Origin of the sequence: Aeribacillus sp. FSL K6-8394 (assembly GCF_038008865.1) — a bacterium.
Lineage (GTDB): Bacteria > Bacillota > Bacilli > Bacillales > Aeribacillaceae > Aeribacillus > Aeribacillus composti.
In genome coordinates, this window is record NZ_JBBPAA010000005.1 from 1 (window position 1) to 25,738 (window position 25,738).

Consider the following 25,738-nt stretch of genomic DNA (forward strand, 5'->3'; position numbering starts at 1 on the left):
AGTACTGTTAGAATAATGGGCATGCAATTTTCAACTCCCCTCAAATGAGGGGATTTTTTCATGCAAAAAATTTTAAAAAAGGTGTTGACTATACAATTTTATAATTATATAATTAAAGTACAAACAAGGGGAGGTAATGGAAATGAAATTAACCAAGAGATCCGTATGCATTTGAGGTGAAACATGGTAAAACGAGTTGACTCGAGACGTATTGATTTAACTGGTAAACGGTTTGGTGATTTATCTGTCGTTAAATTAAGTGAGAAACGCGGCCAAAATAATACCCTTTTGTGGGAGTGCAAATGTAGTTGTGGAAATACTGTTTATTTGCAAGGCTATAGTTTGATTCACGGGCATTACAAAAGTTGCGGGTGCAAGCACGATATAAAAAGGGATACCGGTAGAGACCAGCATATTAAACACGATCAAGTAGACGGTACTCGGGTAACCGCACTAAAAACTAAAACCTATAAAAATAACAAAAGCGGGCATAAAGGTGTAGCATGGATGAAGACCCGTCAAAAATGGCGGGCATACATCGGGTTTAAGGGTAAACAGATTACTTTAGGCTATTTTGATAACAAAGATGATGCTATAAAAGCTAGAAAAGCAGCCGAGGAAAAATATTTCAATCCAATTCTGGAGGACAAGCAAGATGAAAATGACTAAAGAAGAATTTTTGGATCAAATCATGACCAGGAGGGAAGCTGAAAGATATGTTGGTCTATCCAATGTAGCTTTCCAGCATCACATCAGAGAAGGTCGTATTACTCCTTGCAAAGAGTATGGTACTGGAAAAGGGAAAGTACAGTTGTTTTGGAAAGAAGATTTAGAAAGACTAAAAAGTTTTATAAAAAATAGTTGACCATATAATTATATAATTGTATAATTAAGATGTAAGGTTGATGAGGAACAAAAAACAAGGAGGAATTTAAAAAATGGAAACTAAAGTAAAAATCATGTATGAAGATGTTTTGGTAGGGGAAATCTTGACAAACCGCTCATTGACAGTCGATGAAGCACTTGAGATTATCGGATTTAATGAACAAGAATTTATTGAGGAGCAGGGATGGGACGACATCGATTATAACGAATTTAGGTTAGTTTACTAAATTTAGGAGGGGTTATCCCCCCTCCGCAAATAAAAAGGAGGAATTAAAAATGAGAGAAATTCAATTTACGGTTGACGCAAAAAAATACTTCGAGGCGGACGCTGATCGCCTCGAAAAAGTCAAAGATGGTGATGTATGCTTAGTCACCATCGACTTTAAAAATAAGAAGGCTGACTACATCTGGTACAATCCAGATGCAGACAGCGAAATTGACCGAAACCCAGCAAACTTCCCGGCTGAAGAGGATGATTATGAGGGTGTTCTCCAGCTTTGGGAAGAGCTGGGGAGACCACAAGATTAATCCTTGCTAGCATTGCCAACTTAGGTTGGCGGTGCGATGGAAGGATTAATCAAATAAATTAAGGAGGAATTAAAAAATGAAAAGGTGGAAAATTTCTGATCTAAATGCTGTTGTTGAAAAGTTCGGTGACAATGTGAAAGTGTTTTCGTTTGCCGGTTCTCTATACCGGAAAGCATTTGAAGGGATTCCGGAAAATGACGGTTTCCCATACGTTGCAGGAACATATGATACTGTTGCACATGGTACCCTTGAGAGATTTGTACCAGGAGCGCAAACCGTACATGATTTCGTTCGAATTGCGGAGCATTTTGTTCCTGGAAACGAATATGTTGAAAGCCGCTATGTTGCTGTATACGCGCGTCAAGATGTCATCCATGATGTTGTCAGAGCTTTGAATGACGTAGGTTTCTATTTTGAAATGCCGTCATTTGTAGAAGGTTCAACTGTTGATATTTATTATGCAGCAAACCCGCCATATACAGCATTCTTACAAGCCGGATCATCGACCGGTTATATTCGTAATAACACCGCTGATGAATACTTATTCGCAGCGGTAAAGGATGGAAAAATCACGAGCGAGTGGGGAACATTAGTTTACTAAAATTAGAAGGAGGAATAAAAATGATCAATTATAGTCCAGCTACACGATTGCACCTCGAATTCGAGGTGCACAATTTTCAAGAAGGAAAAGAAGCAGGTATTGAACTTCTAAAAGAATACCTACTTCAAGGAGAAAACATAATTACCCGCTTTTATTTGGCGGAAGAAACACCGGCCAGTGTTGGCGGGGAACACGAATGGGACAGCGTACCGTTCATAGCTAGGGGATTCTTCCAAGTGAAATCGGATTGGTACGGCATAGAGCCGTTCAATCTGTATGAAGTGGAAGGATCTATTGGTCTTGACCTTTGCTGCGGCGTAGGTAGTATTCAGATATCAATAGGTAATGAAGTCCGCAAAAGAAAATCGAAAAGCACGGTCTGATGACCGTGCTTTTTCCGTCATTCCACGTCTTTAAATCCGCTACCATTCGACGGATTATTCACGATTCCCGCGAGCACCAAAATCGTCAGCACCGCGTCAACATACGCCTCATATTTTTCGGGCGCGATCGGCAGTCCTGCGTCTTGCAAAATCATGCCGATTAGCGCAGCCACCGCCACCCATAAACCGTAGTTTTTAAAACGTGCTGGAATTTTCATACGATCAACCTCCGTTATTTGAAAAGTTTTGCAAATGTTTGTTTGCCGGCAACACCGTCAACCGTAATCTTTTTCGCGCGCTGAAACGATCGGACAGCTTTTTCTGTGTTGCTGCCAAATTTGCCGTCAATTCCTTTCGGGTCATGTCCGTTGCAATACAACGCAGCTTGTAAAATCCACGTAATGTTACCGCTTGCCCCACGTCTGACTGTAACGGTTGCGGCTTCCGTTTTCGGACCGTAAATACCGTCAACGACAAGACCAGCGCGAAATTGGCGGTTGAGTTCCGTTTGAAACGCTTTGATGAGCGCTTTTTTCGTTTGCGGACCGTACTTACCGTCGACTGTAATACCGAAGCCGTAACGTTTGTTTAACGTTGCTTGAATTTCGCTAATTGTTGCGTTGCCGGTTGGTTTCGTGTGTTTCGTCGGTTTCGGTATATCCACATACTTCTCACCGTTTAATTCCGCATTGACAGCATTTAAAAACGACTGCCAACGTCCTTCTGCAAGGATTCGATGTGGGCAATATTTACCGCTCCAATCTTGATGCTTTTTAACGCGATCAACGCCCCAACCACGTTCACGCAATAGTTGCGCAATTAGTTTGATTGCGTTAGCTTCCGCTTTTTTGTAGCGATCACCGCCCGATTTCGAATAACATATTTCAATACCGATTGATTTTCGATTGCCGGTACCGTTTCCGCCGTCTCCCGCATGCCATGCATTACGATCAAGTGGAATCGCTTGAACCGCTTCTTTATCGTCTACTGCGAAATGGTACGACACTTGATTATTGTTGCGAATCATATATGCAACTTCGTTCGCTGCGCTTGCGTCATTTGCCGTATTATGAACAGTGATATACTCCGCGCTCATTTTGTATGGACATTTTATCGAGTATTTATCGGAAGGAACGAAGTTTTTTCGAATTTTTATCGCCATTTTGTCGTCTCCTTTTCGTTTAGTTTTGTAAAACTGTATAAAAAATGGCGATTGCACCGCCTATTATTCCGGTACAAGTCGCCGTAATGATCGCACCGGTTATGGTGCGCCGAATCCATTTTGTGTCGTTTTTAATGTCGGTTATATCTTCGCGCATATCTTTTATATTCGATTCAGCGACGGCTAATCTCGTTTTAACGTCGACCATATCCGTTTCTAGTTTTTGTATGCGCTGTTCCATCGTTCGCCCATCCTTTCTAAGCAAAATAAAAAGCCCTATTTTTTAGGCTTCTCTTGTTTTTCCAATTCTTCAATTTTCTTTTTTAGTTCTGCAATTTCTTTTTCTCTTTCCTGCAAATCTTTCTTCATCTGTTCATTCGCCCTAAACAATTCAGTAATTTTCGAATCCCTTTCCGCAATTTTCATACTTGCTTCTGCCAATTGGTTTTGAAACGAAAAGATGATATATTCGGCGTTATGCTTCGTTTTTTCCATCCTTACCCCTCTTTCTCAATATTATTTTAATTTTTTGGCGCTTCCGCTTGTTTATGTTGTTTTTCTTCATCTAAGGAGATTGGAATAGGTTTTTGCTCTTTTACGTTCACGTCATTCACCCCCTACGCTTTCGGTTCGTAAATAATAATAAGTTGTAGTTGAATTTGCGTTGCGCTCGGCGTATCAGAAGCATCGTTTTTCGCAACATACACGTCAAAACCTGTACTAGAGATGTTATATGCTCTTGCATTGTAAAAAACCGAACTGCCTCCCATTGGTTGTACAAAAACTGCAAATATATTTTCAGCGCCACTCATATTGTAACGCCCGGATTGATACCGCACATTCGGGTCAACATTAAAATCCCAAATATCAACAAACAACAAAGCGTTTCCGTTCAACGAACCCCTTCTATTGATAACATCAGAATCAATACCGATTCCCAACGCATTATAATAATATCCGTTCTTATATTTTAGGTATGATTGGCTAGGAAGCCACGCTTCGTCAGTGTTCAAAAAAGTCCTAGATTCGGAAAAATCAATTTCAAAAAAAGTGTTAGCTGTTACTTCGTTTTGCATAAGTCCTATATAAAAGTAATCCTTGTATCCAACAATACCGAATCCTCTTTTAATAGGATTATCAATCTTCCAAGACGAACTTAACGTTGCGGTTACTCCGTAGTCGGGAGACGGCGATGCATTTCCCGGGTCATAAAAATAAATCTCATAATCATAAATTTTAACCATGTCTCGATTGTTAATTTTGCTAACCAAAGACCCGGATTCAATCGTTACGGAATTTCCTTGTCCGTCATCCGATATTATCGTAATTCCTCGCAATGTTCCTGCGGTGATTACGTCCGCAACGATTCCAGAACCAGTCATTGCTGTGCGGAACGTCTGTCCACCATCATCTGAAATACCGATTCCGGCTGCGTTAAACACGACAATTTTGTTCGGGTCATTTTTATCCACCGCCATAAGCCCGCCGTTTGGTGGCACTTTCAATTCGCTCATTACGCCTTGCAGCTCTTTCGTCGCCTGAATGACCGCATTATCGAGGACGGAAAACGGTATCTTTGTACGACCTTCCATTATTTCGTTTACACGTTCAACAGCCGTCTGTATATTCGATTGATAACGTTTCGTAATAGACGGCGTGCCGAACGTTAGTTTTAAGTCAATGACGTTGCCTTGCCAATCCTTTGTGATCGAAATCTGAACGACACGAACTTCCGTGTCAAGACCAATTCGTTCATCAATTAAGAAAACGCGATCACCCAATTCCGGCTGCGCCAACGCATAACCTTGCCGTCTTAAGTCGTGAATATCGGCTGAAACGCTAATTTTCAACGATTCGTCAACAAGTGTTTTAAGTTGTTCGTCCATCGTCTCGGCTTGCGTTATTCGTCCGTCCATAATCGGCGGTGCTTCACGGATACCGATTCCGGGAATTTGCGCAAGTGGAGACGTGTACTCACGAATCAAATTTGCCCCCTGCCAGCCATCCTCGTCCGAATAGTCGCCGTACCCTTTAGCATAGGTGTAAAACTCGCTTGCGTCGTTTTCCTGAACGATATTTGAAGCGTTCAGGCGGTGACGGTACATAAAACCCGTGTCGCGACCGATTTGTGATTCCAAATAGACGGTATTTCCGACAATACGAAACTCGCATTTATAGCGTTCAAGACCTTTTTTAAAAGCTGATAAACGTGTTTCTCCGCCACCTAACCCTTCCCATTCTACAGCTTCAAAAGAATCGACAAGAATGAAATCAAAGCCGGTATTGGCGAAAACAAGCGAGAAAAACTCACGTGCCGTCATATGTTCGTTGTATTCCGTATAAATACGCATTGTATCGAATTTGTCGAAAAATAAAGGAATCGCCTTGACTTCGACTGTCAGACGATTCCCTTTTCCTTGCTTTTTTGCGTATATGATTTTATGAGTAACTCCGTCGTGGTCAATGATTTCCCACATGCGGTCGATATTGTCGATAAAAAGATCGTTTACTTTGTTTGAAATGAACGTTGCCGAAAGCGATTGGTTGCCGTTGAGTTCTAACTCTTTTGTTGACGTTGCTTGCGCTGGGTATTCGTTTCCCTCCAAGTCTATAACGTACATAGATTCACCTCCAAAGAAACGGAGTTGGGCGACTTCTTATAAACGAATGGTTCCCGTTCAATTGATGTTCATATTCGCAAAATTATTACTTACATCGCACAGTTTTTCTAGTTTTCAGTTAAAAGCGTCATTTTAATTAGTTAAATATGTTACAGAACCCCAAAACGAAGAGATGTTGGTGATAGCAGTGTAGTCTAACAGAGAAAGTGCAGTATTGTCCCCTTGTAAAGCGAGACGTATTTCATTTGCACCAGGAACGACATAAGGCACAATTTGTCTTTGTGTATCCGGTATATTTACACTACTTATTACACAATTACCAACAAACATACTTTCTGTTTCACTAAAACTTACAACAGGAAAAGGAAGATTTTTTATTTTTACGAACCCCCCGCTTCCTGCTGATAATGCACTCAATTCAATACGGAAATGAACCGTTACTTCTTTACCTCTGCGTGTCCACGATCCCACCCGTTTATTGTATGTGTGGTTCGTATCGTTCGCGTCGTTAGATAACGTAGGTGTCCATGTTCCGAATAAATTGTTTACAATAGTTGAACCTGAATAAGCAGTTGCAAACATACCAATCTGGGTAATGTTTTCGATTGTTAATGTTGTATTATTTTCAATTTTTCCCCATTCATCTAACCCATTACCGTTTGATATAAATTCACAATCCTTGATGGTAACAGGGGTAGGGGCAGTTTGCCCTGCGCCTAAAGCCAATCGGTGTCCATAGAATTTATTCCCTTTATAAAGAATATTACAATGTTTTGAATACGTTCTTCCACTTTCGAAATAGTTATTTTTTACTAATATTTTATCAACGTTTGAAAATGATATCCCCGCTGTACCAGCTGTAGTCGTGTAAGGTCTAATAAATCGGTTGTCTTCAATAACAACATCTTCATGTTTGGCTACTTTAAATCCATCCAGTACAAAATAAAAGAATAACTCGTTAAACGTTGTGCTGTCAGTGAAATTAAATTCATTCCCCTTAATCAAAACACCGTTAGCATAATAAGTGTTTGGCGAGGTTTTATTTACAATAAAAACTCCAATATCAGTAGGATAAAAATATCCTTGCCCTATGAATGGAGTGTTTTGACATATATCTCTAAATTCGTTATTTTTAATAACTAATCCTTTGATACCTTTTTTTGCTTCGATTCTAATAACACCCGCATTAAATTTTCTAAACGTATTACCCTCAATAACTATGCCCTCTATATCTTTGTCTGCGCCACTTGTTATGGTTATACCTTGTGATGTGTTGAAATTAGTCATTTTATTATTAGAAATAGTGATATTACGAAATATCCTATCACCTTGCCCACCTGAAATAGCAACACCACTAACATTTCTGAAATCAGACATAATGTTATTAGAAATAATAACATTTTCAACATTTTCCTCTAACACTACCGCGCCTAATCCTGACCAAATTTGTGTGTCATCTTTTGGGTCTAACTCTGAAAACACATTTCCAGTGATAATCGTATTTCCAGATAGAGTAGGCATATCTTTCCAAGTATAAGGAACGTAACTTTGAAATGATTCACCATCAATTTTAAAACCAAAAGCGCATTGATAAACGATGTTATTAGCGATAACCGTATTTCTAGTACCGCCATATTTTGTAATCAAACAATGTTCACAACGTATAAAATGATTGTTCGTAATAATAGCATTGGCTCTTGTTGTATCTGATACTGAAAGTCCTGATTCATCGGGATAAGGTGATTGAGAAATAATAGTCATAGCCGAATCTGTGAACCCTCTAAACATATTTTTGGATACATGGATATTTTTTGTTTCTCTGGTGAATCTAAGGGCTACGTTTCCGGCATTTGAGTTAACCGCACCATCCCCGTTACCCTCAAAAATAAATCCTGTAACAGTAACGTTATTACAATTAACAAAATCAAACATACCGCCCCAAAATGTATTAGATACAGAAATAGTTGCACCACCATTTGAGTACATGTAGAAATTAGTAGCATTAACTATTCGTAATGCGCTCTTATCTCCATCTGGGTCACTTACTTTATAAGTTCCGTTCGGAAAAAACAAAGCCATATTCTTAGAAATTGCTTCATTAATGGCATTTTGTATGGAAACCGTATCATCTGTTACCCCGTCGCCTTTTGCTCCAAATTCTTTTACGCTGATAACACTATCTGTTTTTTTGTTTAAAATTCCAATTTTATCGTCGACATCATTCAATCTATCCCGCAAAACCGGAAACGTCGTGCCATCTGCTTTTGTTCTCGCCTGTACGACTTCTGCGTCAGACTGACCGTTTTCTATGATAATATTATCAAGTTGCGTCTGTGTACTTTCCGAATTTTGCAACGCTTGATTTGCTGTTTCTACCGCTTGACCAGCCGTAGCCACTGCGTATTCTGAATTTCTTAACGCTCTGTCTTGTACATCATACAATTCTTTGAAATTTTCGTTTATATTGTTGCGGTTTTCTCGATCCCATCTAGTTCCGATATCTCTTCGTGCCATTGACATCCCTCCGGTTATAAATAGTAAAATCTAAAGTCAAATTCTATAGTCGCTCTACTAGCGCCATAAATTTGAAAATCATTCCAACCAGGCGACAGCTCGATAAATCCCTTATTCGTTTTTCGTAAAAAATTAAGACCGTTTGATGTGATATTCGGACCGTCTAAAACGATTGTTTGCGCGCTTGAAACAGCTTCATTTACACGGAAAACTGTTCCGTTTGTAAGATTACGTAACTCAAAATAACCAGTCGAGCCTAAAACTTGTTTAATCGTAATCTTTAAATCTTGTTGGAATGGATGGATCGGCACGTTTCCAGCGTTGTAAATCCGAAAAGAAGTTTTATCATAAACTGTGTACATTGTTTGTTTCAACCTTGCAAATTCTGCCCACGTCGTCATGATTCAGCTCTCCAAACAAGCGTTATATTATCTGTCCCTGCCGGAAGTGCCGTTTTGAATGTAACTGTAATATTTGTAGCGCCGGCGGTAACGAAACTAATATCGGCAGCTCCAGCGTCTGCGCTTGCTTCTTGCACTTGATAAAACGATGGTACAACACCTAATCCATGTGCGATATTTACCGTCGTTGCCGATCCATCACCAGAAGTTGTAAATACTCCTTTCGCAATACTTAGTAATTTGTAATTAACTTCGTTGATTGCGTTAACAATACTCGTTTTATCGCTTGTATTTAGACTAGATAGAGTTCCAATGTTCGTTGTATTTGTATTAACTTCCTCTTGAACCTCGTTAACCGCTTCAACTAAACTGTTTTTATTTGTCGTTGTTAAATTTGCTAACGTTCCAATATTCGTTTCGTTTGCATCCGCTTTTCCTTTTATTTCATTAATTGCCGCTACCACCGTTGACTTATTCGATGTTGTAAGTGACGATAAATTGCCGATCTCGCTGTCATGCTCATTAATTGCAGAGACTAAATTACTTTTTGATGTTGTTGTCAAATTCGATAAGATTCCGATTTCACTTACCCTATTTTTTATTTGTGTATCTATCTTAGAAAAGTTATCACTTAGCGATTGAGCAACTCCTATATCATCATTTTCGTTTGGTAAATACAAGTTATAATTCGGTGTATAAGAAGCCATTAGATCTCACTCCATTTCTTAGACCCGACATGATACCATCTTGTAGGCACATATTCGACATCTCCCATTTCCTCGATCAACCCCATACCGAACCCCCACAACTCGTCATCTGCGTTAATTCCGTTTTCTTTAATGTCTTGTGTTGTGCCGATGGATTCAGCGAACGGGAAAAAGGACACAAATTGAACTGTAAAATCACCAAATGTGTAGGCCTGAGACGGTTCAAATGAACTTGCTACTTTAACAAACCAACGCTTAAACGGTATCCGTGAATCTATTAAATAAAATGCCTCTGTGCTTTGAAATAAAGCGAAAACCTCATCTCTCATTAATGGATAATCCGATAAATCATAAGCAGACATACGAAAAGAACAAGTTATTGTTCTAACGTCATATGTCGTTCCCATATCTACAACGCCATGTCTTCCGTCTATTTCCTCAGTTGTATGTCTTGGCGAAGGAGAGGATACGACAAAATCCTTAGTACGTATGCCAAATTCTTTTAAATCGTATCTAGTTCCGTTTTGCCTTATGATTATGGTCATTCCCTCACTCTCCTTCTAACTAAGACATTTTGTTAATCGCAACATTGACAGCATTGTGCGTATTGACGCTTTGTGTAATTCGCTCGCCATCAAGGTAAAAATCAAAGTTAAGATATTTCGACATTGCTTGCCCTAATTTTTCATAATCGATAGTACTAGTTTTTGAACTTTGTTCAGAAGCAACGATGGCTCTTTCTGCTATCGGAGCAGTCACGTAAGGAGAAACGTTTGCAACAAGCTTATCCGGCATTATCCACGACAACATTTCCTCTACTTTTTTCAGCGTGCTTGTTTTTTCGTCTTCTATCCCCAATTGCCATCCAAGCATCATATTTTTACCAATCATATCGCGCATCCATCTTGACGGAGAGTGAATTCCTAAAGCGCCCATGATTCTGTCTTTGATGTTACCGGCAACCTCAATAATTTTATCTTTCACAGCACCAGCCATACTACCAATACCCTTGATCAGACCTTTGATTATATCTTTTCCTACCTTAATCAAATCAACATTTTTTAGATTATCTACAATCTCAGGAATAATATCATTCTTAACAGAAGAGCCAAGTTGCCAGACCATTGAAATAATTCCTTTTATTAAAGCAAGAAGCAATTGAACCCCAGCTTTAATGATGGTAGGTAGATTTCTAATAATCGCACCAGATAAAGCGACAATTAGTCGCAATGCTGCGCTTATTAGTTGAGGTAAAGATTTTATAATTCCATTTACTAAAGCGATTAATAACTTTACTCCAGCATTAATAATTGTAGGTAAATTATTTATTAGAGTATTAGCCACTTTAATAATTAGATTTATTGCTAGATTAATTAACTGCGGCAACATTTTCACAATGCCATCAATTAATGATGTTAGAATCTTAACACCAGCATCTATAATTAATGGTAAGTTTTTAATTACCATATTGGCTACTTGTATAACTAAGTTAACAATTAAAGTTAAAAGCTGTGGTAAAATTTGTGTAATCCCATCGATCAAAGCTGTTAAAATTTGTATCCCAGCATTGATAATAATCGGTAAATTTCGGATTATCATATTTCCTATCATGATAATAAGATCAATGAACATATTAAGGAACGTCGGCATCATTTGGACAATTCCGTTTATAAGCGCAATAATGATTTGGATGCCTGTCTGTAACAGTATTGGTAAATAAGTAACAATGGTTTGTGTGATGGTCATGACTAATTGCATAAACATTTGAATGATCGTTGGTAGCATTTGAACGATGCCTTGAATTAACGTCATAACCATTTGAACACCGACACCCAAAATCATTGGCAGATTGCCCAAAATCGTGAATATCAAAGAATTGATCAGTTGCAATGCCGTTTGCATGACAATAGGTAACATTTGAATAATACCTTGAATTAAGGTAGTAATTATTTGAATACCTGCTTGTAGCAAAACAGGCAATAATTGAGTGATGATTTGAACTATTGAACCTAAGATGGTTAAAATTGCATTCGAAATTTGAGGGATAGCTGTTATTATACCCGAAATTATATTTTGGATAATCTCGATGCCTTTTTGTATAAAAACAGGCAGTTGAGTTGTTAAAAATGTGACAATTGTATTTACAACATTGTTTATGGTTTGAGTCAGCGTTCCTGTTCCGCTTAAAATTCCGTCTCTTATTGCTGGAATAAATCTACTGGCTGCAATAAATAACCCTGGGATTCCTCCAACCAACAAACCTATTAAACTCGGAATAATACTCGCAAAAATGGTCTGCAATTGAGAAAAGTCTCCATGGAATGCGGCGATAACTGCATCAAATAAGCTTAGAAAATGTTCTCGTATGGTGCTAATTGCTTGTCCAACCATTTGGGCGATATTTTGCAATCCTTTTGGCAAAGAATCTAACCAAGCATTCATGACATTGCCTGTTTTAACAATTTCTAGCAAATATTTGCCAAAATTAAGTACAGACTGAGCGAATGCCTGTAAGGCTGCAACGACACTTAAAACAGTATTTCTGAAACCTTCGCTATTTTTCCAAAGTGCCCTAATCCCAGCTACCAGCCCAACTATAGCTGCTGCAACTAATAAAACCGTTCCGCTTATAGCCGCCAATCCAGTTATGAGTGGCATTACCATTGGAGCAAGACTTGCCCAAGCTGCTAAAAAAGAATTTACCATCGTGGCACCTACAGCCAAAGGTGAAAGCAACAAAGTTAAAGCAGGAATTAACAACATAATTCCTTGAATAACCTTCGCCAGAATAGGATGCGCTTCGTTGAACCTAATCATCATCACAGCGATAGCATTTACAAAGTCATATACTTTTGTCATTACCTCTGCGAATACTTGGACCATAGGCTCAAAAGCTTTTCTCAAGTTAGCAATCATTGTTTTAAAAGACTCAGCATAACCCTTATTTGCTTTCATAGCTGCTTTATGCAGGGAACCATAGACAAGAGCACCAGTTACCATTGAAGCGAGAGCAACTTGTTGGAATCTCATTTGCCCTGCAATAATTTTCATTTGTTCATCTCGTAATGCCTTCATAGATGCATTAGGTCCTAACTCTTTTAAAGCTAACACCGAGGCGTTACCTGCGTTGGCTAATTTATTTAATCCGCTTGCAATGGATAAAGAAAGGTTATTTACAGTTCGCAAAGGATTACCCATACGATTGTATCCCTGAGCTATCTTTTCCGCCTGCGTGGACATATTCATCATATAGCCAGCCTGCTGAATCATGGAGGCAGCGATCATTTTGTTTGCGTTGATCATATTGTCAGAGGCTTTTTTGTATTGTGCCCCAAGCTGATTCACTTGATTCATAAATTCCTTTGTAGTTCCCGTATAGTTGCCCATCGATTGAGCAAGAGAGAACATATCTTTCTGTGTTTCTATGAGTTTCTTTTGGAATGGGAGCATTGCCTTCATGTTGGCTAACTTCATTTCGTTAGCCATATTGTTTAGTTCTCTTTGCAGAGCTCTTAATTCCCGCGTAACATTATTTCGATTGATCTGTGTATCTATTTCTATACGACCATCTGCTGGCACTTATCTCACCTGCCTTTCGGCTTGCTCTGACGTTTCAATGCATCGGCAATGGATGAAAGTTGTCTATTAACCTTTTCAGCCGCTTCTTCTTCTGTTTGCGGTTTATCCAGAGCATAGATTTGTTTCAATTTTGCGATGTTTCTCCGATATTCAGAATTGTATTTATCAGCTTTCGGCAACGGCATTTTGCGGATGTTTACGACTTCTTTAAATTTGGATTTGTCGTCAATGTGTTGCAGCAATTGAATAAACTTTTTCCAATGCAATTTTCCTTGTTGCTCGAATAGATCAATGTGATAGACATGCAAAAAAGACGCATAGATGATTCCAGCGTCTTGTATAAAGTCGAATGATTTTCCTGTTACCTCTTGACTTTCCGCATCCTCTTTGTCACTTTCAGGTTTGGTTTCTTCTAAATCCAAAAACTCCCTGAAAATAAACATCAGCATTTCTGCTTTTTCTTCAATAGAGATGTCTGCAATCAACTCATACTCTTCAACGAATATTTCAAGCGCTATGTCAACTTTTTCAAAGCCATTGAACATGTCATCTTCAAACAGTTCAAATGCCCGCAAGACATTATCGAAACATAAATTTAAGTGAAGTTTGTGCCCTTCATATTCCAAAAAATCGCCATCAAATGTATCTGTCAGCCGGAAACTCATTTTTTCTTCACATATTTTTTACGGGCATCTGATTTCAAAGAATCGGTTTTTTCTTCGTAAATATCACCAATAAACATGAGGAATTTCACAAAGTTCGCTGTTGATCTGCCGGCCTGTTCATAAAGTTTTTCAAAGGTTCCTTCACCTAGTAGGGTTTCTGTCAATTTCTTCATAGTTTTCTTTTGTTTTTCAAGGAGATCGGTTTGCTCTTCAATAGGCATTTTTTCAAAATCGGCTTCACTTATTTGTTGAGCTTCCTTATAAAATTCAGCAAAAGTTTTTTGATATTGTTTAATTTTTTCATCAGACATATCAACTCGGTACACTTCACCGCCGACTTCTATTTCTTCATACGACTTGTCAAATTCAAATTTACGCATACTATCAACCTCCTAAAATTGTTTTAAATGGCAAAAAAAGAGCCGTGAAATACGGCTCATTAAAATTAAGCCCCAGTTGTTGGTGGAGTGTATTGTGGCCGGCCATTGAAGTGAATTTCGAAACTTATCTCTCCCTTGGTTCCAGCGTCTCCACTAGGACCTGAAATATTAGCGATCGTGCAAGGTCCTTCAAATATTCCTCCATCCGGTTCTGTCCAACGGAAGTTGGTTCTTCGTGTAGGTCCTAACTCTAAGAGTTTTCCAACAATGTAATCTTGCGCAGGATCTCCATAATATCTATGTCCAGTAAACGTTAAAACAAGCTGTGCAGCTGTCACATCTGTTTCGCCGTATCCGTCTCCATCAAGATATTTGGTTTGATCAAGTTCTTCATTATTGTTAGGTTCAACATTTGTGATTCCTTTTGCAATCAGAGAATAAATAGGCTCTTGTGTTGTTGCGTCTGTTCCCGTTTGAATTTCAAACTTATGAGCATTCATCAATTCAAAAGCCATTTCATTATCACTCCTTTATATTTCTAATTCCGCATTGAAAATTGCATTGTAAATATATTCATTCTTGTCGTTTTTTTCGACAAAATTTGGCAATGTGGTACATTCACATTTGATAAAAGAAAAACTGCCGTCATTGCTCACGATGGAGCCTTTAGGCAGTCCGTCTAACGCCATGAAAATGGCTTGTATGGTGTTGTATGCTTTCACATGACTTGTGTCTTTCACAAGCACCTGAAAGCTGAAATTTGTTATTTTCCCTTCGACATACCGACTATTCATAGCAGAAGGTGTCTGCCGGATAGCAATAGAACTGGAATCCGTGCTAAGAATTGGCGTTGTTATGGCCGCATTCAGTTCGACATTTGTTGTCAGGTAATCTTTTACTCTTGCAAGAAAGTCCATGGCATCACCCCTTTTTATGGCATAATAAAAAGAGCCTTATTTGGCTCTTGTACGTTCAACTGGTCTAATTAGGCGTTTACCTCGGTCTCCCCTTTTGTATCTACCTTTCAAAGTTCCGTAATTAATACCTGTTTTTCTTGACCAATCCATTAATATTTTAGTTTCACCATCAATTGTAACTTTAATATTACTACTTCTGTTTTTAGCTTGTTTAGATTGCGGAATCCATTCGCAATTATCAGGTTCATAGTTCTTATTAATATCTTTACGCTCTATGGTTAATTGGTCATTATATCCATTATTGATAGCCCAATCATAGAAATTTTTGAACTCATGCCATTCATCGCAAACTTTAATACCTCTGCCGCCATATCTGTCATAACGTTTATTATGAGGATTTTCACATCTATCCTTCATGTTTGACCATATCTTGAAAAGTCTTGTATCAGCTTGGCCATGCTTAAAAGATAGATTTGACCTTATTTTTTTATGAATACAACCACAACTTTTAGTTTTTCCGTGCCTTAAATTAGCGCCCATAACAATTGTTTCATTACCACATTCACAAAGGCATCTCCAATAAGCTATTTTACCTTTTGTGTAAGTGTATTCTATGACAGTAAGCCTCCCGAACTTTTTACCAGTAATGTCAATTCTTTTACTTCCCATATTCACAACCTCCCGTAGTTGCTCCCGAATAATTTTAGGGCAGGGAGCCGGGAAACTCCCTTTCGGTTTGGGTAGCTAATCCAAACCTAGCCCATATACATATTATATCAAAATTTACCCGTTATCATAAGCGTTTTGGGCTATCTTAACCCATTCAGATCCATACCTAGCCTTTGCGTGTTCAAACCAAAGGGATGACGCATTTGGATTAACATCTTTACTAAAATTGAACGTTGTTCCATAGTACAAACGCCGGGCGTAAGGCGTCACCCATGCAAGATAGCCCTCACCAATTTGACTGTGAAGGAAACTCGATTTTTCGAGATTTCCTGTGTCTTTTGGAATAAAATAATTGCTATCTTTTAAGACTTGGTTATCTAAGGCATATTGCGCCTTATCAAGTCTCCTATCAATGTCAGATTGCAACTGATTTTGATTGATATTTACTTTTACATCCAACTTAATCATTTAAATCAATCCAATCTCATAATGATGAAGTTTGAAAGCATAAATCGGACTGACTTTTTCAACTATCATTGTTTTTCCTTCAAACGTCACTTTTGACTTTTCTTTGAATTCAAACGGTCCATTTGAAGATGAATTGACTACATCAAAAAATAAAACGGAGTTAAATACAAGTATTTCACCGTTAGCATTTCTTGTAATGTTAGGATTTGACGTATTGGAAGGTTGTATAAGAACGTTTGATAACGTGACGGGTGGTTTGAATCCATCCTCCGTTTCGAATCCATCACCTTTCACAAATTCCTCGTATATGCATTCATGAATCAATACGGATTTCGGGATTGGACGCACATTAGCCATGAGTATGCACCCCGGTATAAAGTAAACCGCTGTATTTGAGATAATCATATACAGCCGGGCTAATCCGATTATTTCCGCCGTTACCGGTAGAATAGCTGAAATTGCCGACAGAGACATTGTTTAAATCGCCGTTATCATGAATGATCGATTCTCCATTTTGAAACAAATATTCCGTCTGTGCAGCAGTCGCTTTTTTCACCATATCTTGCAGCACTTGTGCTAATCTATCAATCTCAATATTTTTTAAAACATATTGAGTAATTTGATCGATCATGTCAGATGCTCTTTCGGCCAAGCGTTCAAATTCGGCAGAATTATCAATCGGTGTTCCTTTGTAAACATTGTCATAAAAGTCTTTATCAATATAAGCCAAAAGAACAGCACCCCCTATTTTGAAGGTGCTTTAGTTGATTTCTTCTTTTCATCTTCAATGACTTCATAACCCTTATTTTTAAACCATTGAATAATCCATTTATCATCTGTTTTAGCTTCCCCTTTTACAAAAGGAACACCGGCGCTAATACCGGTGTAATCTTTATTTGGAGACTTAATTATAGCCAAAATAACCACCCCTTACGCTACTTTAATGTTCCGGAGAACTCCAGCTTTTCTAGTAGCTTTTAATGCCACCGCAGCAACCATTTCGACTTCCCCTTTTTTCACAGCTCCTGGTGCGTTGAAATCAGGAAGATATGTGCGAATAACACTATTACCTGTCGGAGAAACACCGTGGAATCCATCCAAACCGAGAGAAACAGCGTATAAGTCAGTTAAACCAGTTTGTTCAGTTCCTACTGTCCGAGTTTCAATCGGCACAACCGGAACAGTAGTAGTACCATTGTAGAAATATCCTAAGTCTACCAATGGAATACCGTCATATCCATCAATTTTACGTCCAAATGCATCCTCTGAGCTAGTTTTATACCCAGCACGGCGAGCGATAGATTTGATTTTCGTAATCAGTTTGCTATTTCCCATTAACATAGTAGGGCGTCCATCCAATTCAGCAAGGAAATTATCTAATTGGTCTAGAAAAGCAAATTTATTTGTTTCCAATGCAGATTCAGTGGATAAGTCAATAACAGCGTCTGTATTTAACTCTGTGCTTGACCCTGTCAATGCCTTGTCTAATCCGTCAAAAGCTTTGCTATCAACAGCTGAATCCCCATTAATAACCGTGTAGTGGAACAAGTTAGAAGCACCGATAATTTTTTGCTGCAATTGGAAGTTCATTTCGTCAATTTGACCGGAAGTGTCTTGAATAACACGGTCAATTTCAAATGCTCCACCAAAAATTTTGAGATTCACAAAGATATTTTCTCGATCTGCTTCGTTTGCTGCGTATTCTTCATTGATGTTACGGAATCCAGCAGTAGAAGGAGTTTTTAAACGAGTGTATCCATATGTTAAAGTGCTTCCGCCAGTTCCTGGAGAAACAGCATTATCGAAAGTTAATTGATCCAAAAGAAATGAAGCACGACGGAATTCATCAACCACCATTTGGTCAATTTTATCGGCCATTCCTACTTTTGCTTGTGCTAATGTAATCGGCATGAAAAATCATCCTCCTAATTAAATTTGTTTTTGTGAAAATTTTTGTGCTAACGCTTCTCTTAATGAAGAAGGTTCATGATTACCAGATTGTTTTTGATGCTGTCCTGTGGTAAAGGACGGCTTTTGTTCTTGTTGCTGTTCTTGCTGACCTTTAAAGTGCGGATATTTCTCAAGCACTTTTTGAATAGCTGCATCCATATCAACATCATCATTGACAAGATTTTTCGCCAATACAACAACATCCTCAACCGATTCAGCATTTACGCCGGCTTTTAGTGCTGATAGTTGAGCTTTCAGCGTTGCGTTTTCTTCGGCAAGAGTACCCTTTTCCTGCTCCAAAGCTTGCAATCGTTCGGCTTGCTTTTCAGCTTCGGTTTTTTGACTTTCTTGCCACTCTCGGAATTTTTGAAGGCCTTCTTTTGCGTTCTTGAAGTCATCAATGCCAAGCTGTTTTAAAAGCTTTTCTTGTGCCTTTTTCGCTTCTTTAGCGACGATGTTGTTGATATCTTCTTGAGTGAAAGTTTTTTCCGGTTGTTGTTCTTGTTGTTGCGTTTGTTCTCCCCCAGCAGGTTGTTGTTCCGGTTGCTGGTCACCGGTTTGTCCGCCTTCTTCGGCGAAAAATTGTAAATCTAATGGTAAAAATCTATTTTTAATCATATAAAACCCTCCATTACGGATGTATTCTCCCGTTTTATTTATTGCGTCGACTACGGGTAAACCGACAAACATATAAAAAAGCCCTCATAAAATTATGAGGACTTCCGATATCTTAATTCTGCTTCTTTTCTAGCTAAGAACCTACCCAAAATATTGAGGTTCTTTCGGCTTTTTCAATTCATTCACTTCTTGCTGCAGCTTTACTAGATGATTGATCATGTTGTTTATAATCTGCTCTTGCTCTTCAACTTTCTTTTTTAGTTCTTCGAATTCTTTTTTAGAAACAATCATAGAATTTGCTCCCTTTCCCTTCTTCTTGTCCGTCCTGTAGTACTAATAAATTCCCTCATAATAGCTTGACGATCTCTAACCTTTTTCTTGGCTTTTTCAATACCTTCCTTATCGCCCAGAGTTTCCATCATTGCTAGTTCTCGCTTAGCCTTCCGGATCTGCCTTTCAAGATAGCGTTGCTTTTGACTTTGCTCATAAGCTTTTCTGCTTTTCTCAACATCATAAGGGAAATATCTTTGTTTGCTTATACCTTCAATAAATGGATAAAGAACATGCCGACAGTTGATCCCGCCGATTCCCTCGATTGTTCCATATCCCGTTTCGCTAAGTGGAGGATATTTCGGATGTCTACCGCTTATAGAATAAATTCTCCCTTGATACGGTACATGAGATGGGCGAGAATCAGCATGACTGGATACTTCCACCAAGTCCACACCATATTCTTGAAACCGCGTCATTTGCATTTCATTTGCGACATTCGAAACGGTAGAGCGAATGACCATGTTCATATAGGCTTCGGTACTCCATTGCCTTCCTGCTTTGTCGACCAATGCAGGAATACCTTTATTTGCCCATTGTTTAGCTGCATCTGACATGGCCTGAAATGGGGTTTGAACACCTGCTAATACCTTGCCTACCGTTTGGTTAACAATGTCTAAATAGACATGTTGTGATTGCTGAAGCATGGTTGTATTTACCATGTTAAAAACATCTTTCGCCTGATTCTGATAGGCTAAAAGAATACTCCCTAATGCCACGCTTGCCTCAATAGATGGAGGCTGAATGAGTAACCCCATTTGAACAGCTTCTTGCAATGTTCCTTCAAATTGCCCTGCTGCCGTGTATCCTGCTTTTTCGAGTGCTTTTGATACTTCATCAATAGCCATTCCAGAATGTTTGGCAATCGTAATGATATTTTCTTGTGTAAGGCTGCCTAACATGCTTAATTGCGCTGTCTGCCATGCCATTATGTCATCTTCCGTTAACAAAGATTGATTCTTTTTCAATCGTTTGGCAATATTCATTAAAATCTGTTCTTCAATTGCAAGATAAACTTCAACAGTAGGCGTCGCTAGCTGTTGCTGTTTGAGTGGATCCATTATTCTTCAACCTTTTCATAGGTCTTTTCAAAAATATCAGGCTTACATGGATATAATTCATCTTTTACACCACGAATGATGTAATCACCTACATTTGCTGTCATAACACCTTCTAAGGTAGGTATTTTTAAGATAGGTGGAGATTGTGAGTAATCCACTCTTACCTCTCTAACACCTTTCATCCCACAAATTTTTTCGATTGTTTCTGTATCATCTTTAAATTGAATAGCTTCAATGACAACAGGTTTTTTACGATATTTTGGCATTTCTATCATCCCCTTGATTATTATTCATCCCGAAAAAATCAATCGCTTCGGCTGTTGCAGTCTGCTGTTCTTCCCGGATTTCCTGCAAAAGTTGTTCTGCTTCTTCTTCTGTCATTTTGTGAATTTTCATGATCGCACGTTTCTTGCTTGTTAATCCATTGGAAACAAGCTGAATTTGTTTGTTTATTTCGGCTCCTTGATCTTCAACAATACTGTCATCAAAAGCCACAGATACCTCATATTCATTTGGTCCGTTGTATAGACCATACAATTGAGCAACTGCAACAACAGAATCAATAACCTCTTTGATTCCTTCTTCAATTATGATCTCGTGAGATTTCTTAGACTTGAAGGTTTTGCTATTCTCTGAAACAACTTCTGTGGCTGTTTTGACCGACTTACCATCAAATGAGAACGTTCCCGCACTGAACCCCGTCTGCATAGCAAATAGATTGAGCAATGCATTTATAGCTGAAATGTGCTCTTCCACTCGCAATTCAACGGAAATATCCTTAATTTCGTCCTTGTCCATATTTCCGCTATTAAAAGCCTCGTACGTTTCGTCAGTAGGGTCAAAATATCGAACCATGTTCCCGCTTTTTGGATCAACAATCGTTTTCACCATATGAGCAGGAACAATGATTCGCTTTTTCCCAAGTCTAAATTCACGATTGAAGCTGTCGAATGCAGTATCTAGTGCTTTCATCGTGTCTAGCGCATTGGCATAAATACTGATACCCAACGGGCTTTGAGTGTCGATATTATTCGCTGTGTTCGGTTTAATATAGGTGAATATAGACTTTTTCAATCCATCGATTCGAACTTCTTCAGCTAGATTCTCAAAAAGTGTGGAGAGTGGAACTTTTACACCTAATTCAGAGCCGTTTGATTCGTACAACTCATTACGGATTAAATATGTGCTGCCTTCCCATAAATGCCATTCCAAATGAGTGTATGTTTTGTCTCCTTTTACATACTCTGCAACAAATATTCCCTCTGTAATCGTGTCATTATGCCAGCTGATCGGGATAAAACAATCTGCCGTCACGAATGACAGCATGACTTTTCCGTCTTTTACATACGGCTTGATAACAGCGCCGCCATAAGCAAACATATACTCGATATAGTCCTGAAATTCTTTATAAAACTTGTTATCTTTGAAAACTCCGTCAATGAAATCAGAAAGACTTTGGTCGCTAATGGATATTTCACACTTTTCATTGAACACAAGCCCTGCCATTTCAGAAGATACGATTTTCGCCATTTGCAGCGTGTCCATTTTGCGAGTTTTCCAACCGTCAATGGTTTTATATCTTAGTTTATGAAAAGGCTCGTAATAGCCCTTATAGAGGGCTTTCCAAACGTCTATTTGTTGGTACATTTCTTCGCTGATGTTGACATCTTTCAGCTGATTCAAATTCTGTATACCTTTCAAGATCCCCACCCTATATAGCCACCTCCTTGCCTTCATAATGAGGCTGTTAAACATGATCTCACCGCCTTAAATTACATAACGCTTATAGAAATAGTTGTTTGCATACCGCGCCTCATCAAGCGCATGGTTAAAGTCGTCTATTGGTTCTCCAGTATCAAGACGAACATATAAACCTAGTTCTTTTATAAAGTGATAATGGTCGTACTTATCGGATTCAACTAAAACAAATTGTTCATTGGTGATTGCATTTTGGAGCCGTTCAATTCCAACTTCAATGCCTTTTGATGTTCCTTGAATGTCATGCGCATTATTGTCGGCTCTAGTTGTTTGAATGCCAATTAGATGCAATTCTTCACGCAATGATTTACACGCAGGGTCAACAAAAAATTCGGAGTATCGCATTTGATATTTTTCGACGCACCACTTAACAAATTTCTTTATTTCCTTTGCATAAACGGACATAGCCTTAACTTGGCCTGTTTCTTTCCCGGAATGATAATAATGAGCCACACGATTAAGAATGTATTGGTATTTTCCATTTTCTCTTTTTCTTGTGACAATGTTGCAACTACATGAAGTTGCATCCGATTGTCCGCCATCAGCCACAAAATACATCTCAATCGGTTCACCTTGTAAAGAAGGCTTGATATTCTTTTCCATATCAAACATGGAGTAAATAACGCCCTCTGGCAGCACACGTTTCCCGTACCAGTCACGGTCAAGCAAGTACGGATTCTTTTTCAATGTTTCATAGATTTCTTGTTTTCGTTCTTCCGTAATGATTGGATTGTCTTCAATCGTCCAATGCAGCCAGCTTGTATCCTGAACGTCAAATACATCAGTAATGACTGGATGATTCGGCGCTGGCGGGTTTAAATCTGCTAAATGGTAGCGATCTTGCGCAGCAAAAGTACGTCTAAAGGTTTCCTGTATGAAATCCATATGAAGTAAATTGATTTCACAATAAACGACACTACCCAATGACATACCAGTAATGGCGCCGACACTATTCGCCTTTCCGCCGCCTTTGTAATAAACCTTTTTTACTCCTCTTGGCGTATGGACTTCTAAATGATCTCCGTGTTCATCATGTTTCATTTCGCAATAATTTGCGAATATATGCATTAATCCGGTTCCATCACCATCTATGAATAGACGGAATGCTTGCTCTTGGTTGTATGCAGAAATCAAATGGTTTTGATCTCTTGAATTAATTAAATACCTTGCGTACCGAAAATGGCCGGCGGTTGTCTTGCCACTTCTCGGCGTTCCCTCATTCACTTCTAAAGTGTGCTTAAAAGGCTGCTTGATAAATCTCTTTTGTTTCGGTGAAAACGTGACAATCTTACTCATCTTCGCTCACCACATCGATAAGGGCTTGCATGAGGGAAGTATCTTTAACATTGCCTTTAAGCATTTTAGCTTTTTCCTGAACAAGATCAGTTTCAGCCTTCGTTTTTTCAATATTTAACCGCATGTGTTCCAGTTTCAATCGGCGCTCATCATCTTCATGAGCCAGTTCATTGAATTGTTTGATCAGGCTTCGTAACTCACTCATGGCTCTTGATTGAGCATTAAGAAAAGTTGCATGCTTATCCCATGCAAATTGGACCTCGTATTCTTTCTCACTAACTTCCATGTTTTCAGTGAGTGTGTTCTTCTCTTTTCTTAGCTCTTTGGTCAAGTCGTCTTGATCGGAAACGAACATAATCTGTTGAGCCCGGATGATTGCAGCATACTGAATTCTGATCTGGTCATATATCAGATCAGCAGGCGATTTCTCTTCTAACATTCCCATGATCTCAAGAGTTTCCGCTGGAATGTATTTGGAGAAGAAGCCGTGTTTGACTGCGTTTCGGTTCCCTGTAGGCGCTCCTCCTTCATTTCCAACTGCATTCTTATTACCTAATGGCGCTCCCCTTTTCCGTTTGGTAACGTTACCTTTTGATTTAGTAACGTTACTATTCAAAGCTTCATCCCATTTATCTTGATTTTTCCATTTTCGAATTTGTGAATCTGAAACACCCAGTTCGGCGGCAATGTCTTTAAGCTTCTTTTTTCCGCCACTCTCTTTCCAAATCTCGAATGCTTGATCTCTTTTTGGATTTCTTGGTCTTGCCACGTCACATCACCGCCACCTCCGTCATATTTGAGTTGTTTTGGACAAAAGAAAAAGCACCAGGATGGCGCTATACTTAAAGGTCTTTAATGGTAATAGGAATTTTATTTTTCAACATATATTCTTTTAGTTTTATAAATAGCAAATAGTATTTATAAAAAGATTCTGCTATAACCGTTCCTTGCATTGTAATGTTATGATTATAGAATCCACCAATTCTTTTCGTTGATTCCATTATTTGATGATATTCTGACTTCTTAATATCGTCTAATATCTCAATAAGAGTTAAATCCAACTTTAATGGTACTTTATATATTTCTTCAATATATTCATTTACACGTGAAATTTCATAATCCAAGTATTCTCCATAAGTTGCATATCTTTTTATATCAATAAAATATGATTCACTATAATCGTTAATTAGATCAACTTTTTTGATAGTTTCAATAAACTCATCTTTACTTAGGTTATAAAAATCTTTCTTTTCTTGTGCATATTTATTATGTATAGACATGATCGGTGTTTTTATGTGATTTAATAACCGACTTAACGGTACAGCAAGGCGTTCATTTATCTTATTTTTTTCTTTAATTTCAGGTATCCATATATCTATTAAATAAAATATGAATGCAGAAATATAACCAACACTTAAATCAAATAAAACATCTCCCGTTTCTTCTCCATACTCCCACCACTCGGGAGTATTTGCCCAAAAATACTTAATAACTAGAATACACACTATTGATAAAAATACAAAAAATACTAATAATTTACGCATAATGTACTTCCCTCCTTTTTCGATTATATCGGAAAAGAAGGGAATAAAAACACCACCGAAAGGTGGCAATCAAGGAGTTTTCATCCGCTCCGTCCTGCCTTCCATTCTAGCATGCCGATTTTTCCTTTGTCGAAATTGTATCCTTTGGAACATATGGAACATTTGGAACATCTCCTGCCAATTTCTCTACGATCGAATCTTTCAGCCTACGAATATGCGAATGGGAAAGCCCCATATGCATCGCAATCCATCTGTAACTTTTCCCATCTAACAACCAGTGCAGCACTTCAAATTCACGCTCATCCTGAATGACATGAATGCGATCTTGAATCATTTTCACTTTCCGTTCATACTGCTCGATCTTTTCCCAGCGCTTTTCCCGGCGCAAATATTCTCTATAAATCGGATCACCGGTTACACCTTTTGGTTTTGGAAGAGATGCTTCAACGCCATATTGAGCAGTCAAACCCTCCCCGGCATCTTTCATTGAATCTCTTAATATTTTTATAGAATTTATCATCCAATGATAATCTTTTAGGATTTGTTCGATTTCTTTCTTATTCATCCCGATCATCTCCTTGTTGATCATGAGTAAACCCATAACGCTTAACGCACCGATAAAATGGACATAAATGCCCTTTTTGTAGCCAAAAACATCCTTTGCAATGGTCATTAGTCACTCTAACTTTCATTACTTCATC

General features: G+C 38.5%; 35 protein-coding genes. 6 read left to right on the top strand and 29 right to left on the bottom strand.

Annotation, left to right across the window (positions count from 1 at the left end; genetic code table 11):
- Positions 1-183: 183 nt before the first annotated feature.
- The 6 genes from NSR00_RS17630 to NSR00_RS17655 all read left to right on the top strand — a co-directional run bounded on the left by NSR00_RS17630 (position 184) and on the right by NSR00_RS17655 (position 2,397).
- Positions 184-669: an AP2 domain-containing protein gene (locus NSR00_RS17630; protein WP_340790054.1), complete on the top strand. Its 486-nt coding sequence runs from the start codon at positions 184-186 to the stop codon at positions 667-669.
- Positions 656-865, top strand: a complete 210-nt coding sequence (locus NSR00_RS17635; protein WP_340790056.1) for a hypothetical protein — start codon at positions 656-658, stop codon at positions 863-865. Before NSR00_RS17630 ends, NSR00_RS17635 begins: the two co-directional genes overlap by 14 nt.
- A 73-nt stretch (positions 866-938) precedes the next feature.
- Positions 939-1,112 (top strand): hypothetical protein, encoded by a 174-nt coding sequence (locus NSR00_RS17640; RefSeq protein WP_340790058.1) that lies wholly within the window; start codon positions 939-941, stop codon positions 1,110-1,112.
- A 49-nt stretch (positions 1,113-1,161) separates the two neighbouring features.
- Entirely contained in the window at positions 1,162-1,413 is a 252-nt protein-coding gene (locus NSR00_RS17645; RefSeq protein WP_340790059.1) for a hypothetical protein, read from the top strand.
- A gap of 76 nt (positions 1,414-1,489) precedes the next feature.
- Positions 1,490-2,014 carry a hypothetical protein gene (locus NSR00_RS17650; protein ID WP_340790061.1) on the top strand — a complete coding sequence of 175 codons (525 nt, stop codon included), beginning with the start codon at positions 1,490-1,492 and terminating at the stop codon, positions 2,012-2,014.
- A gap of 20 nt (positions 2,015-2,034) precedes the next feature.
- Positions 2,035-2,397 carry a hypothetical protein gene (locus tag NSR00_RS17655; RefSeq protein ID WP_340790063.1) on the top strand — a complete coding sequence of 121 codons (363 nt, stop codon included), beginning with the start codon at positions 2,035-2,037 and terminating at the stop codon, positions 2,395-2,397.
- A gap of 17 nt (positions 2,398-2,414) precedes the next feature.
- Here the strand turns inward: NSR00_RS17655 and NSR00_RS17660 are convergent, their stop codons facing one another.
- From NSR00_RS17660 to NSR00_RS17800, 29 genes are all read right to left on the bottom strand, one after another.
- A complete protein-coding gene (locus tag NSR00_RS17660) occupies positions 2,415-2,615 on the bottom strand; it encodes a holin (RefSeq protein WP_340790065.1) in 201 nt (66 codons plus the stop codon).
- A 14-nt stretch (positions 2,616-2,629) separates the two neighbouring features.
- Positions 2,630-3,559, bottom strand: a complete 930-nt coding sequence (locus tag NSR00_RS17665) for an N-acetylmuramoyl-L-alanine amidase (protein ID WP_340790066.1) — start codon at positions 3,557-3,559, stop codon at positions 2,630-2,632.
- Between the two features lie 19 nt (positions 3,560-3,578).
- The gene (locus NSR00_RS17670) at positions 3,579-3,800 is read right to left on the bottom strand and encodes a hemolysin XhlA family protein (RefSeq protein ID WP_340790067.1); all 222 of its coding nucleotides are present in this window, start codon (positions 3,798-3,800) and stop codon (positions 3,579-3,581) included.
- A gap of 35 nt (positions 3,801-3,835) precedes the next feature.
- Positions 3,836-4,054: a hypothetical protein gene (locus NSR00_RS17675; protein WP_340790068.1), complete on the bottom strand. Its 219-nt coding sequence runs from the start codon at positions 4,052-4,054 to the stop codon at positions 3,836-3,838.
- 122 nt (positions 4,055-4,176) lie between these two features.
- Positions 4,177-6,180, bottom strand: a complete 2,004-nt coding sequence (locus NSR00_RS17680) for a phage tail protein (RefSeq protein ID WP_340790070.1) — start codon at positions 6,178-6,180, stop codon at positions 4,177-4,179.
- A gap of 132 nt (positions 6,181-6,312) precedes the next feature.
- Complete coding sequence (locus NSR00_RS17685; RefSeq protein ID WP_340790072.1) at positions 6,313-8,694, bottom strand: glycosyl hydrolase family 28-related protein; 2,382 nt, start codon at positions 8,692-8,694, stop codon at positions 6,313-6,315.
- A gap of 14 nt (positions 8,695-8,708) precedes the next feature.
- Entirely contained in the window at positions 8,709-9,095 is a 387-nt protein-coding gene (locus NSR00_RS17690; protein WP_340790074.1) for a hypothetical protein, read from the bottom strand.
- A complete protein-coding gene (locus tag NSR00_RS17695; protein ID WP_340790077.1) occupies positions 9,092-9,802 on the bottom strand; it encodes a hypothetical protein in 711 nt (236 codons plus the stop codon). The genes NSR00_RS17690 and NSR00_RS17695 overlap by 4 nt, the downstream gene beginning before the upstream one ends.
- A complete protein-coding gene (locus NSR00_RS17700; protein WP_340790079.1) occupies positions 9,802-10,347 on the bottom strand; it encodes a phage tail domain-containing protein in 546 nt (181 codons plus the stop codon). Before NSR00_RS17700 ends, NSR00_RS17695 begins: the two co-directional genes overlap by 1 nt.
- A gap of 19 nt (positions 10,348-10,366) precedes the next feature.
- Positions 10,367-13,381: a hypothetical protein gene (locus NSR00_RS17705; RefSeq protein WP_340790080.1), complete on the bottom strand. Its 3,015-nt coding sequence runs from the start codon at positions 13,379-13,381 to the stop codon at positions 10,367-10,369.
- 5 nt (positions 13,382-13,386) lie between these two features.
- Positions 13,387-14,046, bottom strand: a complete 660-nt coding sequence (locus tag NSR00_RS17710; RefSeq protein ID WP_340790081.1) for a Gp15 family bacteriophage protein — start codon at positions 14,044-14,046, stop codon at positions 13,387-13,389.
- On the bottom strand, positions 14,043-14,426 hold the full coding sequence (locus NSR00_RS17715) for a hypothetical protein (RefSeq protein WP_340790082.1): 384 nt from the start codon (positions 14,424-14,426) through the stop codon (positions 14,043-14,045). Before NSR00_RS17715 ends, NSR00_RS17710 begins: the two co-directional genes overlap by 4 nt.
- A 65-nt stretch (positions 14,427-14,491) precedes the next feature.
- Entirely contained in the window at positions 14,492-14,941 is a 450-nt protein-coding gene (locus NSR00_RS17720; RefSeq protein WP_340790084.1) for a phage tail tube protein, read from the bottom strand.
- Between the two features lie 15 nt (positions 14,942-14,956).
- Positions 14,957-15,343, bottom strand: coding sequence for a minor capsid protein (locus NSR00_RS17725; RefSeq protein ID WP_340790085.1), 387 nt, complete (start codon positions 15,341-15,343; stop codon positions 14,957-14,959).
- Between the two features lie 36 nt (positions 15,344-15,379).
- Positions 15,380-16,012, bottom strand: a complete 633-nt coding sequence (locus tag NSR00_RS17730) for a hypothetical protein (RefSeq protein WP_340790086.1) — start codon at positions 16,010-16,012, stop codon at positions 15,380-15,382.
- A gap of 114 nt (positions 16,013-16,126) precedes the next feature.
- The gene (locus NSR00_RS17735; protein WP_340790089.1) at positions 16,127-16,480 is read right to left on the bottom strand and encodes a minor capsid protein; all 354 of its coding nucleotides are present in this window, start codon (positions 16,478-16,480) and stop codon (positions 16,127-16,129) included.
- On the bottom strand, positions 16,481-16,837 hold the full coding sequence (locus NSR00_RS17740) for a putative minor capsid protein (protein WP_340790091.1): 357 nt from the start codon (positions 16,835-16,837) through the stop codon (positions 16,481-16,483).
- Positions 16,830-17,210, bottom strand: coding sequence for a hypothetical protein (locus NSR00_RS17745; RefSeq protein ID WP_340790093.1), 381 nt, complete (start codon positions 17,208-17,210; stop codon positions 16,830-16,832). The genes NSR00_RS17740 and NSR00_RS17745 overlap by 8 nt, the downstream gene beginning before the upstream one ends.
- 14 nt (positions 17,211-17,224) lie before the next feature.
- Positions 17,225-17,398 carry a hypothetical protein gene (locus tag NSR00_RS17750; RefSeq protein WP_340790094.1) on the bottom strand — a complete coding sequence of 58 codons (174 nt, stop codon included), beginning with the start codon at positions 17,396-17,398 and terminating at the stop codon, positions 17,225-17,227.
- Positions 17,399-17,410: 12 nt separating this feature from the next.
- A complete protein-coding gene (locus NSR00_RS17755) occupies positions 17,411-18,391 on the bottom strand; it encodes a major capsid protein (protein WP_340790096.1) in 981 nt (326 codons plus the stop codon).
- An 18-nt stretch (positions 18,392-18,409) separates the two neighbouring features.
- On the bottom strand, positions 18,410-19,048 hold the full coding sequence (locus NSR00_RS17760; RefSeq protein WP_340790099.1) for a hypothetical protein: 639 nt from the start codon (positions 19,046-19,048) through the stop codon (positions 18,410-18,412).
- 141 nt (positions 19,049-19,189) lie between these two features.
- Positions 19,190-19,339 (bottom strand): hypothetical protein, encoded by a 150-nt coding sequence (locus NSR00_RS17765; RefSeq protein ID WP_340790100.1) that lies wholly within the window; start codon positions 19,337-19,339, stop codon positions 19,190-19,192.
- Positions 19,336-20,439 (bottom strand): phage minor capsid protein, encoded by a 1,104-nt coding sequence (locus tag NSR00_RS17770; protein ID WP_340790101.1) that lies wholly within the window; start codon positions 20,437-20,439, stop codon positions 19,336-19,338. The genes NSR00_RS17765 and NSR00_RS17770 overlap by 4 nt, the downstream gene beginning before the upstream one ends.
- Positions 20,439-20,705, bottom strand: a complete 267-nt coding sequence (locus NSR00_RS17775) for a hypothetical protein (protein WP_340790102.1) — start codon at positions 20,703-20,705, stop codon at positions 20,439-20,441. Before NSR00_RS17775 ends, NSR00_RS17770 begins: the two co-directional genes overlap by 1 nt.
- Positions 20,689-22,194: a phage portal protein gene (locus NSR00_RS17780; protein ID WP_340790103.1), complete on the bottom strand. Its 1,506-nt coding sequence runs from the start codon at positions 22,192-22,194 to the stop codon at positions 20,689-20,691. The genes NSR00_RS17775 and NSR00_RS17780 overlap by 17 nt, the downstream gene beginning before the upstream one ends.
- A 12-nt stretch (positions 22,195-22,206) precedes the next feature.
- Positions 22,207-23,493 (bottom strand): PBSX family phage terminase large subunit, encoded by a 1,287-nt coding sequence (locus tag NSR00_RS17785; protein ID WP_340790104.1) that lies wholly within the window; start codon positions 23,491-23,493, stop codon positions 22,207-22,209.
- Positions 23,486-24,262 (bottom strand): phage terminase small subunit, encoded by a 777-nt coding sequence (gene terS, locus NSR00_RS17790; RefSeq protein WP_340790106.1) that lies wholly within the window; start codon positions 24,260-24,262, stop codon positions 23,486-23,488. The genes NSR00_RS17785 and terS overlap by 8 nt, the downstream gene beginning before the upstream one ends.
- Before the next feature lie 73 nt (positions 24,263-24,335).
- Positions 24,336-25,037 (bottom strand): hypothetical protein, encoded by a 702-nt coding sequence (locus NSR00_RS17795; RefSeq protein ID WP_340790107.1) that lies wholly within the window; start codon positions 25,035-25,037, stop codon positions 24,336-24,338.
- Positions 25,038-25,143: 106 nt separating this feature from the next.
- Entirely contained in the window at positions 25,144-25,710 is a 567-nt protein-coding gene (locus tag NSR00_RS17800; protein ID WP_340790108.1) for a LuxR C-terminal-related transcriptional regulator, read from the bottom strand.
- Between the last annotated feature and the right edge of the window lie 28 nt (positions 25,711-25,738).

Excerpts from the sequence above, each read along its gene's own strand:
- NSR00_RS17755 (WP_340790096.1), bottom strand. The coding sequence starts at position 18,391 with ATGCCGATTACATTAGCACAAGCAAAAGTAGGAATGGCCGATAAAATT.
- NSR00_RS17740 (WP_340790091.1), bottom strand. The coding sequence starts at position 16,837 with ATGGCTAATGTGCGTCCAATCCCGAAATCCGTATTGATTCATGAATGC.
- NSR00_RS17680 (WP_340790070.1), bottom strand. The coding sequence starts at position 6,180 with ATGTACGTTATAGACTTGGAGGGAAACGAATACCCAGCGCAAGCAACG.
- NSR00_RS17735 (WP_340790089.1), bottom strand. The coding sequence starts at position 16,480 with ATGATTAAGTTGGATGTAAAAGTAAATATCAATCAAAATCAGTTGCAA.
- NSR00_RS17685 (WP_340790072.1), bottom strand. The coding sequence starts at position 8,694 with ATGGCACGAAGAGATATCGGAACTAGATGGGATCGAGAAAACCGCAAC.
- NSR00_RS17725 (WP_340790085.1), bottom strand. The coding sequence starts at position 15,343 with ATGGACTTTCTTGCAAGAGTAAAAGATTACCTGACAACAAATGTCGAA.
- NSR00_RS17710 (WP_340790081.1), bottom strand. The coding sequence starts at position 14,046 with ATGAGTTTCCGGCTGACAGATACATTTGATGGCGATTTTTTGGAATAT.
- NSR00_RS17775 (WP_340790102.1), bottom strand. The coding sequence starts at position 20,705 with ATGCCAAAATATCGTAAAAAACCTGTTGTCATTGAAGCTATTCAATTT.
- NSR00_RS17760 (WP_340790099.1), bottom strand. The coding sequence starts at position 19,048 with ATGATTAAAAATAGATTTTTACCATTAGATTTACAATTTTTCGCCGAA.
- NSR00_RS17655 (WP_340790063.1), top strand. The coding sequence starts at position 2,035 with ATGATCAATTATAGTCCAGCTACACGATTGCACCTCGAATTCGAGGTG.
- NSR00_RS17720 (WP_340790084.1), bottom strand. The coding sequence starts at position 14,941 with ATGGCTTTTGAATTGATGAATGCTCATAAGTTTGAAATTCAAACGGGA.
- NSR00_RS17770 (WP_340790101.1), bottom strand. The coding sequence starts at position 20,439 with ATGGATCCACTCAAACAGCAACAGCTAGCGACGCCTACTGTTGAAGTT.
- NSR00_RS17650 (WP_340790061.1), top strand. The coding sequence starts at position 1,490 with ATGAAAAGGTGGAAAATTTCTGATCTAAATGCTGTTGTTGAAAAGTTC.
- NSR00_RS17700 (WP_340790079.1), bottom strand. The coding sequence starts at position 10,347 with ATGACCATAATCATAAGGCAAAACGGAACTAGATACGATTTAAAAGAA.
- NSR00_RS17675 (WP_340790068.1), bottom strand. The coding sequence starts at position 4,054 with ATGGAAAAAACGAAGCATAACGCCGAATATATCATCTTTTCGTTTCAA.
- NSR00_RS17800 (WP_340790108.1), bottom strand. The coding sequence starts at position 25,710 with ATGACCATTGCAAAGGATGTTTTTGGCTACAAAAAGGGCATTTATGTC.
- NSR00_RS17695 (WP_340790077.1), bottom strand. The coding sequence starts at position 9,802 with ATGGCTTCTTATACACCGAATTATAACTTGTATTTACCAAACGAAAAT.
- NSR00_RS17635 (WP_340790056.1), top strand. The coding sequence starts at position 656 with ATGAAAATGACTAAAGAAGAATTTTTGGATCAAATCATGACCAGGAGG.
- NSR00_RS17630 (WP_340790054.1), top strand. The coding sequence starts at position 184 with ATGGTAAAACGAGTTGACTCGAGACGTATTGATTTAACTGGTAAACGG.
- NSR00_RS17665 (WP_340790066.1), bottom strand. The coding sequence starts at position 3,559 with ATGGCGATAAAAATTCGAAAAAACTTCGTTCCTTCCGATAAATACTCG.
- NSR00_RS17765 (WP_340790100.1), bottom strand. The coding sequence starts at position 19,339 with ATGATTGTTTCTAAAAAAGAATTCGAAGAACTAAAAAAGAAAGTTGAA.
- NSR00_RS17660 (WP_340790065.1), bottom strand. The coding sequence starts at position 2,615 with ATGAAAATTCCAGCACGTTTTAAAAACTACGGTTTATGGGTGGCGGTG.
- NSR00_RS17645 (WP_340790059.1), top strand. The coding sequence starts at position 1,162 with ATGAGAGAAATTCAATTTACGGTTGACGCAAAAAAATACTTCGAGGCG.
- NSR00_RS17715 (WP_340790082.1), bottom strand. The coding sequence starts at position 14,426 with ATGCGTAAATTTGAATTTGACAAGTCGTATGAAGAAATAGAAGTCGGC.
- NSR00_RS17730 (WP_340790086.1), bottom strand. The coding sequence starts at position 16,012 with ATGGGAAGTAAAAGAATTGACATTACTGGTAAAAAGTTCGGGAGGCTT.
- NSR00_RS17780 (WP_340790103.1), bottom strand. The coding sequence starts at position 22,194 with ATGTTTAACAGCCTCATTATGAAGGCAAGGAGGTGGCTATATAGGGTG.
- NSR00_RS17640 (WP_340790058.1), top strand. The coding sequence starts at position 939 with ATGGAAACTAAAGTAAAAATCATGTATGAAGATGTTTTGGTAGGGGAA.
- NSR00_RS17795 (WP_340790107.1), bottom strand. The coding sequence starts at position 25,037 with ATGCGTAAATTATTAGTATTTTTTGTATTTTTATCAATAGTGTGTATT.
- NSR00_RS17785 (WP_340790104.1), bottom strand. The coding sequence starts at position 23,493 with ATGAGTAAGATTGTCACGTTTTCACCGAAACAAAAGAGATTTATCAAG.
- NSR00_RS17670 (WP_340790067.1), bottom strand. The coding sequence starts at position 3,800 with ATGGAACAGCGCATACAAAAACTAGAAACGGATATGGTCGACGTTAAA.
- NSR00_RS17690 (WP_340790074.1), bottom strand. The coding sequence starts at position 9,095 with ATGACGACGTGGGCAGAATTTGCAAGGTTGAAACAAACAATGTACACA.